The 16,712-nt window shown below is 49.0% G+C and carries 9 protein-coding genes; 8 read left to right on the forward strand and 1 reads right to left on the reverse strand.

What is annotated here, in order from left to right; all coding sequences use genetic code 11:
* Nucleotides 1–14: 14 nt before the first annotated feature.
* The 4 genes from SynPROS71_RS12915 (at nt 15) to SynPROS71_RS12930 (ending at nt 5,225) form a co-directional block, all read left to right on the forward strand.
* Nucleotides 15–1,931: a hypothetical protein gene (locus SynPROS71_RS12915; protein WP_370586878.1), complete on the forward strand. Its 1,917-nt coding sequence runs from the start codon at nt 15–17 to the stop codon at nt 1,929–1,931.
* Nucleotides 1,932–1,996: 65 nt separating this feature from the next.
* Nucleotides 1,997–2,659 (forward strand): Coq4 family protein, encoded by a 663-nt coding sequence (locus tag SynPROS71_RS12920; protein ID WP_186595590.1) that lies wholly within the window; start codon nt 1,997–1,999, stop codon nt 2,657–2,659.
* Nucleotides 2,660–2,716: 57 nt separating this feature from the next.
* Nucleotides 2,717–3,292 (forward strand): cyclic nucleotide-binding domain-containing protein, encoded by a 576-nt coding sequence (locus SynPROS71_RS12925; protein ID WP_186595592.1) that lies wholly within the window; start codon nt 2,717–2,719, stop codon nt 3,290–3,292.
* 274 nt (nt 3,293–3,566) lie between these two features.
* Nucleotides 3,567–5,225 (forward strand): ShlB/FhaC/HecB family hemolysin secretion/activation protein, encoded by a 1,659-nt coding sequence (locus SynPROS71_RS12930; RefSeq protein ID WP_186595594.1) that lies wholly within the window; start codon nt 3,567–3,569, stop codon nt 5,223–5,225.
* An 11-nt stretch (nt 5,226–5,236) separates the two neighbouring features.
* On the opposite strand, the gene SynPROS71_RS12935 is transcribed toward SynPROS71_RS12930, so the two are convergent.
* Complete coding sequence (locus SynPROS71_RS12935) at nt 5,237–9,331, reverse strand: CHAT domain-containing protein (protein WP_186595595.1); 4,095 nt, start codon at nt 9,329–9,331, stop codon at nt 5,237–5,239.
* A gap of 333 nt (nt 9,332–9,664) precedes the next feature.
* Between SynPROS71_RS12935 and SynPROS71_RS12940 the strand changes: the two genes are divergently transcribed.
* From SynPROS71_RS12940 to SynPROS71_RS12955, 4 genes are read left to right on the forward strand one after another with little or no spacing between them, the layout of a single operon-like run.
* Nucleotides 9,665–10,675, forward strand: coding sequence for a cyclic nucleotide-binding domain-containing protein (locus SynPROS71_RS12940; RefSeq protein WP_186595597.1), 1,011 nt, complete (start codon nt 9,665–9,667; stop codon nt 10,673–10,675).
* Entirely contained in the window at nt 10,672–13,371 is a 2,700-nt protein-coding gene (locus SynPROS71_RS12945; protein WP_255442207.1) for an ATP-binding cassette domain-containing protein, read from the forward strand. Before SynPROS71_RS12940 ends, SynPROS71_RS12945 begins: the two co-directional genes overlap by 4 nt.
* A complete protein-coding gene (locus tag SynPROS71_RS12950) occupies nt 13,368–14,489 on the forward strand; it encodes an HlyD family efflux transporter periplasmic adaptor subunit (RefSeq protein ID WP_186595599.1) in 1,122 nt (373 codons plus the stop codon). The genes SynPROS71_RS12945 and SynPROS71_RS12950 overlap by 4 nt, the downstream gene beginning before the upstream one ends.
* 11 nt (nt 14,490–14,500) lie before the next feature.
* Complete coding sequence (locus tag SynPROS71_RS12955; RefSeq protein ID WP_186595601.1) at nt 14,501–16,708, forward strand: NHLP family bacteriocin export ABC transporter peptidase/permease/ATPase subunit; 2,208 nt, start codon at nt 14,501–14,503, stop codon at nt 16,706–16,708.
* Nucleotides 16,709–16,712: the final 4 nt, after the last annotated feature.

Below are 16,712 nucleotides of genomic sequence, written 5' to 3' on the forward strand. Positions count from 1 at the left end.
AGAAGCTGCTGTTAATGGCTTTTGCGGCAGCGCTGGTCATCCCCGAAGCAAACGCTGCTCCGTTCAACAACGCCACCATCCGCCGCATCATCGATGGCCGGGAAGTGTTCATCGACAAGCGGGAAGCTGCCGTCAATCAAACCGCTGATCGCGGCCAAGAACTGAGTACAGGTCAAAGCCGGGCTGAAGTCCTGTTCGATCGACGGGCGCTGGGATTTCTCGGAAACAACAGCCTGATTCGGTTGGGGGAAGACTGCTTCCGGCTCGATCGCGGTCAGGTCTTGGTCAACGGGCCTCAAAACAGTTGCCTGGGAAGCAAGGTTCTCGGCATTCGCGGCACAACGTATGTGCTGAGTGTGCGCGACGACGGTGGGTATGACCTGGCGGTTCTGAGCGGCGAAGCCACTGTTGCCGATGAAACACAGGCTCAACCGACCACCATTGAAGAGCCAGACATCCTCTCCCTGTATCCAACGCTCAATCCTGTCATCGGCATTGGATCCAGTGCCTGGGGCAGCAACGCATCAGGCGAAACATTGGGCGAAGCTGCTGGCCTGATTCTTGGCGATGCGTCCTTTTTTCTGCCTCTCAGCCAGAGTTTGGGTAGCAGCCTTCTCTACAGCTATTCAACGGGCAACACGAATTTCGATGGCGCTTGGGGAGCGAGCACCGAACTTGGGTACAAGTGGTTCAACCCCGACGATCGCAGCATCAGTTCGCTGCTGATCGGTTACGACGGCTGGGATATTTCCGGTTGCTTCCACTCCCAGCTTGCTGTGGGCGGACTCTGGCAAAAAGGCCGTTGGCAGTTGGGTGCCACGGGTGGTGTTCCTCTGGATGGATGCCTCAACAATCTTGGTTATGCCATTGGTCAGCTGGGCATTCCGCTGGCTGATGTTGGTGACCAATCCATCACTCTGTCCCTCTCTCCCTATGTCATCCACGGCATTGGCGATTCGTTTGGCGGTGGGCGTGTTGGGGTGACCGTCCCCGTGAGCAACCAGCTCACCCTCTCTGCCTACGGGCAATACGACGACCTTCTGGACACCGTGGTCGGAGGCCAAATCAGCTACCGCTTCGCGACGAATGGTGGTTTTGTGAGTGACCCCAACCTTTCTGCGCAAGGTCCTGCCTCCCCCTTGCCATGGCAGGCCGGCGACTTCAACACCGGCAGACCGATGCAGCTGGCACTGGCCCGTAACGGAGCAGCGGTGGATGGGGTCGTGGCGACGCCAACCTCCCCACTCGAGAGTCTGACGAGCCAGGCTGAACCAGTGGTACGCCTGAAAGCCGGAGAGGAAGCCAGCTTCAGTCAAGACGGTGCCTTGATCAGCAAAGACACGATGAGCAAGGAGCGCTTTTCTCAGCTGGTGATCGACACCATGAGCGGCCAAAACCTTCTGCCTGAAAGCCACGTCATCAACCTTGTTTATCAGCAGATGTACGGGCTTCCCGAACGGGAACTGCTTGGGATTCTCGGTTCCGACTGGCTGATCGCCGCCCGCACTCCCTACCCAAGGCTGAGAGGAGCCAACAACTTAGTGGTGCCTGCCGATAAGTTGCCAAGAGAAGAAGCCAAAGTTGAGCCAGAAGAAGAAGAAGTGATTGAAGAAGAAGAAGAAGAAGAAGTAATTGAAGAAGACAACGAAGAGAAGGAAGACGACGAAGAAAAAGGTGACGACACTCCAGAGCCCGAACCAGAGCCCGAACCCGAACCAGAGCCGGAGCCGGAGCCCGAACCTCCTCTGCTCACCTACGTGTGCCGTGCCTTCAGTGGCAATCCTGATTTTTCCTATTACACCGGCGGCTTCACGGGCGGGAGCCTGTCACAAGCCGTACGTTTCCAAACCCGATCCTCGTCTGAGGTCTCCTGTTCAGGACGAGGGGCTGGATCCGATGGCAATGAAGTCACGATTCCTCAATTCCTATAAACAGTCCAAGTGCTGACTGACGGACACAACAAACCAACCAAACTGCAAGGATCAGCCTTTCTCTGATGCGCATCAAACTGCAGGAACGTCTCCAGAGCCTGAAACTGCTTGCAGGACTTGCTACCTTCCTGAAAAATCCCGGTTCGCTGGAGAGCGTTTTTGCTGTAGGTGCCAGCCTCAAGGACAGCCCACTCGGCAAACAAATGGTGGAGCACCTGCTGGAGGACCACCAATTCCGATCACTGGTCGACGAAGGCTGGCGGCCTGCACCGATCAACCTCGAGCAGTTGCAAGAACTGCCCGAGGGCAGCTTGGGTCGGGTGTACGCCGATCAACTGATCAGCCAGGGCATCACCCCCGACAGCTTGATCGATCCCTCTCCAGTCACCAGCCCCCAAGAATTCGTCGTTCACCGACTCAAGGAAACCCACGACATCGTGCATGTGCTGACCGGTTTTGGCATTGATGGCGCCAGTGAACTGGGGCTCCAGGGATTCAACCTCGCGCAGAACCGCTCACCACTGGCCGTGATGCTGATCTTCGGGGGGATGCTCTCAGCCCTGCAGAACGACGAGCCACTGGCGCCCATGCTGCGGGCGTTGGCCCAGGGCTTTCAGATGGGCCTGGATGCAGACCTGGTGATTGCGCGGAAACTTGAAGATGGCTGGGATCGGCCGCTGGCCGATTGGCGCCAGGAGCTCAAGCTTCCTACGCAAACCAGCACTTGAAGCGGAGGTGCATGGCCAGCTCCCAAGGAGTATCAAGAAAGAAGCCGTGATCCATTCATGTGGGGTGATGAACCGCAGCTGCAAGCGTTCCGCGAACGCTTGAAACTGCTCCTGGAAGCCCACCAGCAGGAACTCAATCCCAAACCAATCACTGCCAAAGAAGGCGATGTGCTGTTTCGCCAGGGGGATCCGGTGGACACCCTGATGCTGCTCACCAGTGGCAAGGTGGCTGTGGATGTGCATCAAGGCAGCGAACGCCACACCCTGGCTGTAGTGGAAGCTGTGGAGTTACTAGGTGAGGTGGGCTTCTTCGCCAATGGCCAGCACTATGCCGACTTTCGCGTCGTGGATGGTGCCGCCGAACTCCTCGCCCTGTCAGGGGAAGACCTCCTGCAGGCGATGCTGTTCGACAGCGACCTGGCCGTCGAGATGCTGGCCTTGGTGAGTGAACGCTGCCGAAGGGGCAACCGGGTGATCGGGTTGCTACTCAGCGGCATCGAAGCAGTGCATGACCACGAAACAGAGCGGCTCGAGCAAACAACAAGAGAGCTGGGTGGGATCCATTTCTGCATTGCCAAAGCCAGTCGCCAATTGCAACGCCTACACCAAACGAGCACATCTCAACCCACCTAACCAACAAAGAAAGACATCATCAGAGGATTGACGTCGAGAAGGCTATAACCGACTCACGAAAAACGAACAATCAGGAGCCTAGGAGTAGACAAAACAAGGCTGGAGAGAACAGTCCAAATTGAGCAGTGACCCTGACACATCAACAAAACTGACACATGCGCACGCAAGATCACGAATCAACACCATAGAGTCAAGAAGTCTCATCAAACCTTTGAGCGAAGTTTGGAGGTTAGGAGCCGACTAAGCGAACCCATCAAACTTCTAACAAAACCAAGTGATCATCCTCCTTGCCCAACTCGTAGCACCACCAATACAGCCAGGACCAGCAAGGGTACCAGAACGTGAGATCCCAACAAGCCAGCCCGCGACAATTCAACTCGATATTGACAATGAAGCCAATGACGGCAGGAAAGACGGAGAGGGGCCAAAGAATAACAACGAAGACAGCATCAACATTGAGGGAAAATCTCCCTACAGCGATGATCAAACAAAAGAAATTCTCGGAAACTGCGATCCATCACTCGACTCAAGCAACGCAGACAACTGCGTCAACAAACTCAACGCTCGATTACAGAAAGATGGCTATATCAACTCACGGGTCGTGGCGGAGACAAAAAATGGCACGACCAAACTCATCATCATCCCGGGAAGGCTCGTTGAAATCAACGTCAATGCAAAAGACAAAAAACTCGGTGAAGAAATTGAAAACAAACTGAAGCCACTGCTTGATGAGACCTTCAACATCATCACGATTAAAAATAACCTGCTGAATCTAGAGCGCAGTGGAATCGCCAGCAAGATCACAGGTAGCGTTGGAAAACTCGGCAGCAATCCAACAAAAGCAACACTTAATATCACCGTAGAATCAGCACCAAGCCTTTGGAGAGGAGAAACATCAATACGCAATGATGGCAATACAGGAAGTGGAGAATGGAGAGGTGTCGCTATTGTTCAGAAAAAAGATCTGTTAGCAAGGGGTGATCAATTTCAATTTTATGGTGAACTCAATGCAGACAGTGACCCAGAACTCGGCGCAGGCATAGGCTCACTGAGTTATACATACCCGCTCAGCCAAACAGTCGATATCACAGCATCCTTTGGAGCCAATCGTCGCTACCTAGTTGAATTCCCAGAACCTTTCAGAGACTTAAGTTTTAGACAATACCAGGGGTTAATCCAAACCAATTGGACCTTACAACAAACAGACTCATCGAATACGTATGTATTTGCTGGGGTGAGTGCAAATCACAACAACAGCTACTACAAAAACGAATCATTCCCGATCATTGTCGGAGGTGGCTTAGATGGAGATCTCACAACTGGATACCTTCGGATAGGACTCGGCCATCAAGGAGTCAAAAATTCGATGTTATGGACAGGACAAATTTATGGACTGCAAGGAATCAGTTCATTGAGTAGTGCGGAAGAACTCAATGCGTTAAATGTGGTTGGAATCCAACCCAGTAATGCCCGGGCCATCGGTGCGTATGCAACTGGTCTATGGGCGATCAATCAAAAACTCATTGCGAAAGCAATTGCTGGAGGCCAGTATGCCTTTCATCCATTAACGAGCAGCATGGGATTTAGTGTTGGCAGTGATAATGGATTAAGAGGCTTACCGGGAACATTGATTAGTGGAGACAACGGATGGATTGGAAACTTAGAGCTCGAGTGGTCTTTGAAGAAAACCAAAAACAACGAATTCAAACTGGTTCCTTTTGGTGGTGCTGGTGGTATTCAAACAACACGCTTAGGAATTACCTTTAACGACACTGTCGGTTCCTATGGAGTTTTAGTAAGGTGGCTCCACAAAAATCAGCTCAGTATTGACCTAGGCTGGGCAAAACAAATTAATGTTGAAAACAATGCAGGCCTTTGGAACGAATGGACGCTAGGAAATGGGCTTTACACCAAAGTTAGTTATCGGTTCTAATAAAAAACGACTTACCAAGGGGTGCCGAGGAGTACGAATCCAGACCAGAAGAAAGGATGACGGAAACCTCTTGGATAATTAAATTTTTGCGCTGCAGACAGGTTAGACAATAAGACATCTCCAGAAGGAGCAACAACATCTGATCCGGCAATTTTGATTGATCCTGAAGCAAAATCGCGCTGTGTCATGCTCAGAGCACTTGACTTCGTCATACCGCGACTGAGGTAACGGTAGAATTGAGAAAAGAATGCTGATGTAGCAATATCATCAACGTACCAAAGTGAACCAATCGCACTCTTTGCACCAGCTTGTAGAGCCATACCAGCAAGCCCCATTTCACTATCACTATCGCCGAGAGCACTACGACAAGCACTGAGCACGAAAAGATCTATTGGATCGGATTTTCTCTCTCGGCGAATAGACTTAAATGCTTCAAAAGAAATGAAACCATCTCGGGTGTGAATCATCGATTGATCAGGTTTACCACCCTTGAAGTCAGCATGGGTTGCAAGATGAATCAGCGGTTGCGTTGAGCTTTTCAAGTCGGCCAAAACGCGTTGTGAAGTAAATTGATCTTCAACAACAACCAAGCCGTCGTACACCTGTTGAATGTTGTCAACCTCTTGGCCTACAAAAGGAAGCGGTGCCAAGTCAGAAAACTCAGAGGAACCCATAATCAAAATGCCATCTGAATTGGGATCTGCCATTGGAACAGATAAATCGGTTAGAGCTAAAGATGGAGTGAACGAGAAAGAGGTTTGATTAACGGCGTAGTTCCCTTGACGCGCAAGTGCTGCAAAAGGAATTGCTTGAAGACCACGATCAGCAGACACCAGAACAGATGTAACTTGTTCGCGATCTAAGATCTCATCAATGGGCTCAATAAACAATGAATAGAGTCTTGAAGTTTCTGAGGAAGCATTCGATGCCGCTAAAGGGCGCTGACTGGTGATCTTTCCATAAAAGCCGCGGAGTAAGGTTGCAAACTCCTTAAGAGAGAGCTCCGAACGACGACCCACCACGGTTCCATCTGACGTGATCAACGTCAGATCAACAAAGCCATTATCTACATTGCCGACTCCTAAATCTGAATTCTTAGTAAAAGCAATATTTAAGTATGCGGGATTAAAGGGGAGTTTCTTTGACGGAGCAGCAGTCAATCCTTGCGTTGTTGCAGAGGCAAGAGACACTCCTGACAAACTTGAAAAAGAACTGGGGTTTGACTGATAAACCTGGCGCGCTGCACTCAAACTTTGCGAGATTTTTGCTGGTGTGAGCTCACTGGCTGGGGTTGGGCTCAAGTCGTCCAAACCAAGAGCTGACAAAACTTGGTTGGCATTGGCAGCAAGCGAATTTTCTAAATTTGACTCCACGACAGTGTTGTCAAGTGTACTGACTTGAACACTTGGTGTCGCAGACTCTGCAGACTCAGACTCACCGGATTGCGATGCAGACGACTCATCTTGTGAGTTTGAGGAGCTGGCACGTTCTGATGAAGAATCTCCGTCTGACTCGCCATCAGACTCCGAATCTGATTGGCTGTCAGTAGCTGATTCTGATTCAGAACTAGCGGAGGAATCATCTGCACCATCACTGTCTGAAGCTGAAACAGAAGAGCTTTGCGATGACGAATTCTCTTGACTTGATGACTGCTCATCCGACGCAACAGCAACTTGAGAGTCAGAAGCAACATTCGAGGTAGTGTCATTAGAACGTGACACATCGAAGGAAGAATCGTCGCCATCAGCCACAGATGCAACAGACAAGTCACTGCCGGTGTTGATCGTCGTTTGATCGTTATCAGTGAACGTTGAAGATTCAGATTGGAATTCATTGCCAACATCAACAACAAATAAATCACTATCACCGACACTTGATGAATCGATCGTGGCGTTATTACCAACATCAATCACGACCAATTCGTTACCACTAACAGCAGAGTCGGAAATGGTAACATCGAAGTCTGCCGTAAAAGCCAGTTGCTGGTTGTCAGCAAAGTCTGAGCTTAAAACATCAATATTACCAACGAGAGCTGCTGCCTCAAAAACACTTTCATCGACATTAGAAGACACAATCACAACATCACCTTCTGTTGAGACTGCAAACACGTCACTACCAAACACATCAGACTCAGAGATTGCAACATCTCCTGTTTCTGTCTCCACATCCAATGTGGAGTTGTCTACCGATGAGTCAAAGACGCTTGCATCTCCATCCGTAGATGTAACAACAACATCGGTATCAATCACATCAGAACCAATCACAACTGAATCGCCATCAGTTGAAGAAACAACAACGTCGGTATCGACGACATCAGAGTCAATAATGACTGAATCGCCGCTTACCGAGTCGACATCGAGAACGTTACCGACTGAACTCGAATCGATAACGAAGGAATCTCCATCTTCAGAACTAACAACAACCGTATTGTCCTCCAAATCGGAACTGATCACTGCAGCATCACCCTGTTCAGCACCAATGACCAAGTCGTTCCCAACGACAGTCGAGTCAAACACATAAGCATCACCTAAAGCAAACGCATCAATATAGGCGTTACGAGAAAGCAAGGAACTTGCAATAAAGATATCCCCAGTTACCGACTCAATATAAGGATAGAGATTATCTAAAAAGTCGGAATTGGTAATATTAACATCTGAAGTTGAAGATATCAGCCTAAATGGGCCATTAAAATCAATACTCGAATCGTCGATATCGACCATGGCTACTGCATCAATTGTAAAGAAGGGAAGTTCGTCTACAACATCAAAATCTGAGAAGTATTGATCAGATGTATAAGGCAAATTGCGCAGAAGTTCAGAACCATAGAAACTAAAATCACCACCAGCACTGATGGTAATCATAGTATTGTCATTGATACTTGAATCGACAATGTTAATATCGCCAACTGTTGTCAGCGCGAGTGACGCATTTCGATTAAACGAAACTCCATACGCATAGGCACCCGACTGATTAATAGAACCTGCATTCAAATCCTCTCCCGATGTGATTGTGGCAGATTGGTTGTCGCTGATGCTTGAATCGTAAAGACTAATAGTTCCGTCTGCGGTCAAGGACAGGGTCGTATTCTGGTCAAGGGATACGCCCGAATCGTTAACATTAAGATTGCTATCTGCATAAAAATTACCACTAACGTCAATGGCAACATCACCATTACTGTCAATTGAAGCGTTATAGATATTGAAATTGCTTATCGAATCAACGACAACCGAGGTATTATTACTGATAGATACACCAGTGTCGACCGAACTCATTGAATCTGAGATCGTCAAAGCACCACCGGCATCGATCTTAACTAGCGAATGATTGTCCAGCGTAGAATCGTAAAGAGATAAATCACCAACGGAGTACAAATAGAGAGGCGATGTATCCGTCAGTGATACATCAGAAATCGACAAGTCGCCACCAACATCCAAAGACGTTGGTACATCTAATGTTGAATTTGAAAGCGTTAAATCAGAATTTGCATGCACGTACAGAGAACCATCAATTGACAAAGTAAGCCCGCCAATCGTAATGGGAGATGCTGTATTTGAAAGAGTATTAACTTGCCGGTTCAGCGACGGTGTGCCAGTCAGCAACGAGGTTTCGCTGAAGCTTGAATTAACCGAAAATTGGCTTTGACCGATGGGCAGTGAAGACCGATTCGTAAGGGTTAAGTTCGTTACGTTGGAGAAAGAAGCGCCAGACGACAAAGTGATGCCATCTGGAGAAACAATGAACAAATTAGCACCAGAATCAAGACTCAAAGGAACATTGAGATTGAAGCCATTGGATGACGATGCGATACCAAGGATGACATTGCTCTGAGAATCCGCTTCAATCGTCACTCCAGTAATAGCTGACCCGGTACGATTTGCATCAAAACGGGTAAAACGATGAAATTTATTTGAACCAGCATCAGTACCACCTGTGATCTGGCAAACTCCAGAGGTACAAGACTGACCGTCAAGAGAACCACCATTAATTGAAGTCCCTAACCGACCGTCGGATTCAATTTGCGATCGTGCTGGCTGAGCAGCCGAAGCGAAAACAGCAAAAGGAAGTCCGAAAGACAAAAATATCTTTTTAAGAGGAAGCCCAGACATGTACCAATCAGCAAAAGAACGTGCCCAAAAAGGGCAAAGCGGTTATATTATACACCAAAACCAAAAATTATTCAAAAGCCAAAAAGGTCATAGGAATAATAAGAGAATAGCAACATGCTTAAAGAGACAAATACGAAAGGAAAGGATTACGGCTGATCAAAAAAATACAATGAACTGACGAGGCCTTAATAAACAGACTTCGATCGATATAGAACAAAAGATCGTGGTTCAAACAAGGTAGAACACAAGGACAAAAGACTAACTTTGCATGGATAGAGTTGTCAAAAACATCCTGCTCGCTAAAATACGCTAGTGAAAGTAGGTGGCTAATCAATGTTTGACTATACGGTTGAAGCAAGCCAATGCCTCCAGTCATGGCTTCGTGAGAACGGGAAACGAGAAGTTAAAAGCAACGGCTCGAAGCTGATTGAAGAAGGCTTGATTAGTGAGCACGTTTTGGTGCTGTTGAAAGGGCAAATTGCTGTCAATACTACTGATCAGAATGGTGCATCCCAGCGTCTCGCTGTTCTAAACCAAGGAGCGATCGTCGGTGAAATGAGTTGGCTGGAGCAACGTCCAGCAGTAGCAGATGTGATTGCAGAAGCCGACAGCGAGGTTCTCTTTCTCAGCGTTGATCTGCTGGATAAGCTAAGCAATGATGAACCGGAACTCGCTGCGGAGTGGCAACGTCTGATTGCCAGAAAGTTAGCGGCTCAAATCAAGAGCCAGAATGCATGGATCCATCGCTATGAAGGGCCTGGAGAAGAGATTGAACCGCTAAGAAAAGTCCTGGTGCTTTTTGCAGTTCTCGACGATCTTGATGTTGAGCAAATCGCAAAAATGGGATCACTGCGGCGTATTGCACCTGGCAACATTCTGCTCAAGCAAGGCGAAGAGGTGCCATCAATCTATTTAATTCTTGCAGGAGAAGCAGATATTTGGGTCAACATTGAAGGAATCAACAAAAAAGTTGGTACGTCGAGGAGAGGAGAATTGCTCGGAGAACTCACACTCTTAACGTCCGAATCGCAGGGAGCGTCAGCCACGGTGAGTAGTACTGATGGAATGGAGCTGCTCGAAATTAATAAAAATGACTTACAAAAAGCTCTCAGGGAAACTCCCGCGTTTGCAGATCGGTTTTTTCGCAGCCTCAGCTGCATGATGTCGCAGAGAAGCCGTGATCAATTACTGGCCCGTCAGCTGGCAGCGCGCAGTCGAAGTGCAGAAGCTGATGATGATGACGACGAACTGGATTTGGGTCAACTTGGAGGCATTAATCGAGCGGGACAACGGTTTCACACGCTCTGCCAAAAATTTCAGAGCGGAGGGGAAACAAGACTATGAACCTCAACCCAGGAGAGAGGATCGCATGGCCCGTCGCTAACTTCTCGACAACTCAGGATCACTTACTAGGAGCAATGCAGGGGGTACCGTTCATTCGCATCAAACCGAATCTTGTGATACCGGGCCTTCCACTTAAAAGCCTGCAAAACCTAAAGCTTGAATTAATCGCAACACAAGAAAACAACTTGATTCAGCCAATCAATTCAACCGCTTTAGAAGGAACAGAGTGGTTGAACAGTGAGATACTTAGACGATTGAACCGAACAAAAAACATACCCACGAGTTCCTCAATAGACGATCTCTGCGAGCTTCTTGAAGAACTGATGAAGCTGGAACAATCAAAGAAACAGCAGAAGATTGGAAGCCATCAATCACTAGGAAATCAAGCAGAATATTATCTTTTCAGCACACTAGAGCGCAGCGAACAATTCGATGCAAAAGCACAGAAGCAAACTAATTTCAGCAAATTAGCCTGCATGCTGGCAAAAATAAAGGGTATCGATGTAGAGGATATTACGGAGGTTAAATCACAACACAAAAACACGCGAGGTCATCTTCAGCAACTACTTGAACACAACAACTTAATTGGTCGCGACGTTCTCATTAATAGCGAAAATCTAAAGAGTGATTGCGGGGATTTAATCGCATTCGAAGAAGAAAAGAACGATGCACCCATATTGCTCAAAACAACAGGTCAAGGCTATCAGATATTTGACCCGATGCAGATGGAATCTGGCAAGTATATCAACAACTGTCCCGGGGTGCTCAAAAAGCTTAGTCCACGCATGGTGGCGATCAACCGGTCCCTTAGCAATCGAGATTTGAGCACCATTGGCCTTCTGCGATTTGCGTTCGGTGAATCGAAGAACTTCGGCCAATTCGTAATCGCCGGGTTGCTGATCGGATTGGCTGCCGGTTTTCTTCTGTCGATTGGACGCGATATTGGTGCATCACGCTGGATTTTCACATTGGCTGCCAGTGGAGGACTCTTAGGTGCTGCGTTGGGTTACGTCAGTCAAGGTTTCCGCAGTGGGATTGCCCTGATGGCAATCGCGACAGGCCTTGCAATGCTGACGCCAACATTCAATACGATTATTACAAACAATGCGCTGCCAGACCAAGATCTAGGACTCCTGCTTCAAATCAGCCTCGTCATGGTTGCAGCAGGTGTGACACGCGTCGCCTTGGAATGGCTTCAAAGCCGGGATGTTCTCCTAACCCAGCACCAAGGAGCAGCAAAAGTGCAGCTCGCGGGAATGTACAGGCTATTGAGCCTGCCAACAGAGTTCTTCCGTTTACGCAGCATTGGTGATTTACAACTTCGTTTCGGAGCATTTGAAGATATCAGACTTGAAATTCAAACCATGACAGAGGGAGGCCTTGTGCGCTTGCTTCTGATCAGTACCTATGTGCTCTTCATGCTGAAGATCAGTGTGAAGTTAACACTCCTTGCCATTACTTTATCCGCATTTATTGCTCTTCCCACAATCCTACTCGCCATCCAATCAAGAAAACTAAAACGACATCAAGAGATTGCCGAATCAGAGGCACAGAGTCGGAATCTTGAATTAATTAATTCAGTCAGTAAACTACGAGTTGCTGGGGCTGAAACAAAAGCAGCCCGTTGGTGGGCTGAGCCCTACAAACAAGTTGTGAGCTTGGAAAATGCAATCGATGCCAAAGAGGCAGCCGCAGAGCTGATCAAGAGTGTGATGCCCAATCTTGGGACTTTGTTGATTTACATCATGATCACGCGATTAATCGCTGAGGCAGCAATATCCAAAACGATTAATGCTCCCAACATTGGTGAGCAATTGGGATTTTTTGCTGCATTCAACACGTATATCGGTGGTATCGCCGGACTGGCCGGTCTCTTCGCAGGCGCCTTCGATCTGCCGGTGTTATATGAGCGCGCGAGACCGATCCTGGATGAACAACCTGAAGCGCAGGACAACAGCAAAGAAATTGGTCTCTTACATGGCGACTTTCAGTTGGATCGCGTGAGCTACCGCTACCAGCCAGAGTTGCCCTTGGTCCTGGATGGGGTCAGCTTTGCGGCCAAGGCAGGTGAGTATGTCGCAATCGTTGGACCGTCTGGATCTGGAAAGTCAACACTGGTGCGCCTTCTCTTGGGTTTTGCCGAACCCGAAAACGGAAGTATTTTGTTTGATGGCCGACCTTTGGCAGGCCTTGACCCGAAAAGCGTGAGGCGCCAAATCGGCACCGTTTTGCAAAGCAACTCCCTCTTCAGTGCCTCAATGATGGAAGCCATTGCTGGAGGTGCCGTGATCCAGGAAGACGAGGCCTGGCATGCTGCCGAACTCGCCGGACTCGCCGATGACATCCGAGCGATGCCGATGGGCATGCACACCGTGATTCCTGACGGCGGAGGAACACTCTCAGGAGGGCAAAAGCAACGTGTTGCCATTGCTCGCGCCCTTGTACGCAAACCACGTCTGCTGATTTTTGATGAAGCGACCAGCGCGCTCGACAATCACAGTCAGGCTGTCGTAACACGAAGTTTGGATAAACTGTCAGTGACTCGAATCGTAATCGCCCACCGGCTGAGCACAATCCGCCATGCAGATCAAATCATTGTGATGGAGAGTGGACAAGTGAAAGAGCAGGGAACTTACGACACGCTCATGGTCAAAAAAGGACTGTTCAAGCGCCTAATGGAGCGGCAAATCAAATGAGTCTTTTCAGAAAAACGGCTCTCGATGCACTCTCCACGCCAGAGCAGCTCAATCAACCTCTTCAGCTGCTTCGTCCGACGCAATGGCTGCTTCTGATCTCTTTGGGCAGCTTTAGCGTGACGATCCTGCTGTGGTCCATCTTTGGAAAAATTCCAGTGCGAATCAGCGGCAAAGGCGTGCTCATTCAACCCAACAGCCTGACCGTTGTGCAGAGCGAAACAAGCGGACAAGTGATTGATGTGCCAACACAGGTTGGAGATTGCTTTTCGGAGGGCGAACTGATGGCAAGGATTGATCCTGTGAGTGAGGAGATCGAGATCAAAGCTGCCAAGGTTCGCCTGAACCAAATGATCATCCAAGACAAAGCTCAAGATGCACTTGGAGACCAACAATTGCAGCAATTACTATCAGACATCGAACGCGTCAAACCTTTATCCGCAACGGGGGCTATCTCAACTGACGAAATCAACCAACGCAATCGCAGGCTCATCCAACAACGGTATGAGATCAAAGCAGCGAATAGCCAGCGTGAGCAAAACATCCAAGAAAAGAAGAATCAGATTGTCGCTCGTCAAGAAGAAATTGAACGGACCAGCATCATTCGTGCTCCAGTGAGCGGATGTGTGGTTGATCGCGGAATCCATGCGGGAGAAGTCGTGCAATCCGGGACCACACTCTTTACCATTCAGAACCAAACCAATTCAAAAACCCTTCAAAGTTTGGCATTCTTTCCTGCCAAGGATGGCAAGCGCTTAGAAATCGGCCAACGCGTCAGAGTGAGTCCAACTACAACCAAACAACAACGGCATGGAGGTATTGAGGGACAAGTGACCAAGATTAATTTATTACCAATTCGTGACGATGCTCTCATCAAACGCCTGGGCGTGAAATCACTCCTCGAATCGGTCCAGGGTTCACAATCAGCTCCATTGATTGAGGTGAGCACAAGCCTTCAACGCGATTCAAACACGATCAGCGGATACAACTGGGGAGGCGGCAAAGGCCCCAACATTCAAATCACAGCGGGTACAACCACCAATGTTCGCGTTCTGGTGGAAGAGAGGCGTCCGATCAGCTACGTGATCCCAATCCTGCGCGATTTAACCGGGATTTATTAACGGCGTCCACCATGCTGATCAAAGCACTCAAAGACATCAAAGACAGGCGTGATGCAAAAGCTCAGGGACGTTGGGTTCAGACGCCGACCCGGCTGCAAATGGAGAGTACCGAATGCGGCGCAGCCGCGTTAGGAATCATTCTCCAACATTACGGACGCTACGTTCCACTGACACAACTCAGAGAGCGTTGTGGCGTCTCAAGGGATGGAAGCGATGCTGCAAATTTGATCTTAGCGGCGAAGAGCTATGGCCTCAAAGGAAAAGGTTTTAAAAAAGGGATTAAAGCACTCCGCAAAATTAAACCACCAGCAATCGTCTTCTGGGAATTTAATCACTTTCTTGTATTTGAAGGTTTTATTGGCGAGAAAATTGCCCTTAACGATCCCGCTCTTGGCCCAAGAATTGTCAGCTTTGAAGAGTTTGAGACCAGTTACACAGGCATTGTTCTCACGCTAAGTCCAAACGAAAGCTTTGTTCGCGAAGGCAAAGTGCCCACTGTTTGGCCAATTGTGTGGCGACGTCTGCTCTCGGAACCAAACGGAGCAGCCTTCATCTTGATTTGTGGCTTGCTGCTGATCCTGCCCCAATTGATCATGCCGGTGTACGCCCAGATCTACATCGATGAAGTGATCAGCAATGGCATGGAGAGCTGGCTGAAACCGATGCTCTGGGCGATGGCCATCACCATCGGACTCCAAACCGCACTTCAGTATTTGCAGCTCCTGGGTACACGCACATTGGAACGACGTCTGACACGACGCTTCAGTGTGCATTTTGAACATCAGATGCTGTCGCTACCCGAGCGGTTCTACAGCCAACGCTATGCATCCGATATAGCCAGCCGAATGGATGCCAATGCGAGCATCGCTGAATTCATCGGCAGTCGCATGATTCCGATGGCCACATCGGTGGTGTTGCTGATTTTTTATCTCATCCTCACCATTCTCTACAGTCCTTGGCTCGGTCTCTTGGTGATGGCAACAACAGCGGTGAATGCCGCTGTTGTGAAAGCCAACTTAAGACTTCAGAAAGATTCCAATCTCACCCTGCAAAAAGATGGGGCCAAAGCAGTAGCAACTACGATTGCTGCCATAAGCAGCATTGAAACAGTCAAGGCTTCGGCACTTGAAAGCGATATTTATCGCCGTTACTCGGGATATCAAAGCAGGCTCCTGAACACCTTTCAGCGCTTGCAGCTGCGCAACGCTCAAATCCGAGTCATCCCCAATGCCCTCACCACGCTGAATGAGGTTGCGATCTTCATTCTGGGCTTCTTTCTGGTGATTGAAGGTGAACTGACGCTGGGCATGCTGCTTGCCGCACAAACCATCGCGCTGTCGCTAAAAAATCAAACCGACAGCGTCATGACCTTCGTTCAGCAACTACCAACTTTTGAAGCCGAAGTGCTACGGCTCGAGGATGTGCTTGAGCAGCCTCATGACCCACTGATTAACCAAGAGCAAAGCCGTGACTGGAGACCAACCAACAATCGCTTGAGTGGAGAAATCGTTCTCAACAACGTGAGCTTTGGCTTTGCCGCAATTAAAGAGCCCCTGATCAAAAACTTCAGCCTGACCATTCATCCGGGCCAACGCATTGCCTTGATTGGCGGCAGCGGCAGCGGTAAAAGCACTTTAGCCAAGTTGATTGTTGGCCTTCACCAACCCTCAGACGGGGAGATTCTGTTTGATGGAGCATCTCTTGTCGACATCCCGAGGGCTATCAGCACCACATCTCTAGCCATGGTGCAGCAGGACGTTCAAATTTATGGCTGTTCTGTACAGGACAATCTCTCTCTTTGGAATCCTTCCATCACTCCGACCGATTTATGGAAAGCCTGTGATGATGCAGAAATTTCTAACGTCATTCAATCACTGCCTGAAGGACTCCAATCGATCCTCAGCGAAGGGGGCAGCAACCTATCGGGCGGACAAAGGCAACGCCTTGAGCTCGCCCGTGCCCTCGCTCAAGATCCCAGTGTTCTGGTGATGGACGAAGCCACATCGGCACTCGATGCCGAAACCGAGCACAACGTGATTGAAAATTTAAAGCGTCGTGGCTGCACTCAGATCATCGTGGCCCACCGACTCAGCACCATCCGCGATGCTGATCTAATTCTCGTTCTCGATCGAGGCCAGGTGGTCCAACAAGGGCAGCACCACACGATGATTCAGGAATCAGGCAGTCCCTATGCGCTTCTGCTGCAGGAGAGCGAATGACATG

The sequence above is a fragment of the Synechococcus sp. PROS-7-1 genome, assembly GCF_014279795.1.
GTDB lineage: Bacteria > Cyanobacteriota > Cyanobacteriia > PCC-6307 > Cyanobiaceae > Synechococcus_C.

Excerpts from the sequence above, each read along its gene's own strand:
- SynPROS71_RS12915 (WP_370586878.1), top strand. The coding sequence starts at position 15 with ATGGCTTTTGCGGCAGCGCTGGTCATCCCCGAAGCAAACGCTGCTCCG.
- SynPROS71_RS12920 (WP_186595590.1), top strand. The coding sequence starts at position 1,997 with ATGCGCATCAAACTGCAGGAACGTCTCCAGAGCCTGAAACTGCTTGCA.
- SynPROS71_RS12925 (WP_186595592.1), top strand. The coding sequence starts at position 2,717 with ATGTGGGGTGATGAACCGCAGCTGCAAGCGTTCCGCGAACGCTTGAAA.
- SynPROS71_RS12935 (WP_186595595.1), bottom strand. The coding sequence starts at position 9,331 with ATGTCTGGGCTTCCTCTTAAAAAGATATTTTTGTCTTTCGGACTTCCT.
- SynPROS71_RS12940 (WP_186595597.1), top strand. The coding sequence starts at position 9,665 with ATGTTTGACTATACGGTTGAAGCAAGCCAATGCCTCCAGTCATGGCTT.
- SynPROS71_RS12945 (WP_255442207.1), top strand. The coding sequence starts at position 10,672 with ATGAACCTCAACCCAGGAGAGAGGATCGCATGGCCCGTCGCTAACTTC.
- SynPROS71_RS12950 (WP_186595599.1), top strand. The coding sequence starts at position 13,368 with ATGAGTCTTTTCAGAAAAACGGCTCTCGATGCACTCTCCACGCCAGAG.
- SynPROS71_RS12955 (WP_186595601.1), top strand. The coding sequence starts at position 14,501 with ATGCTGATCAAAGCACTCAAAGACATCAAAGACAGGCGTGATGCAAAA.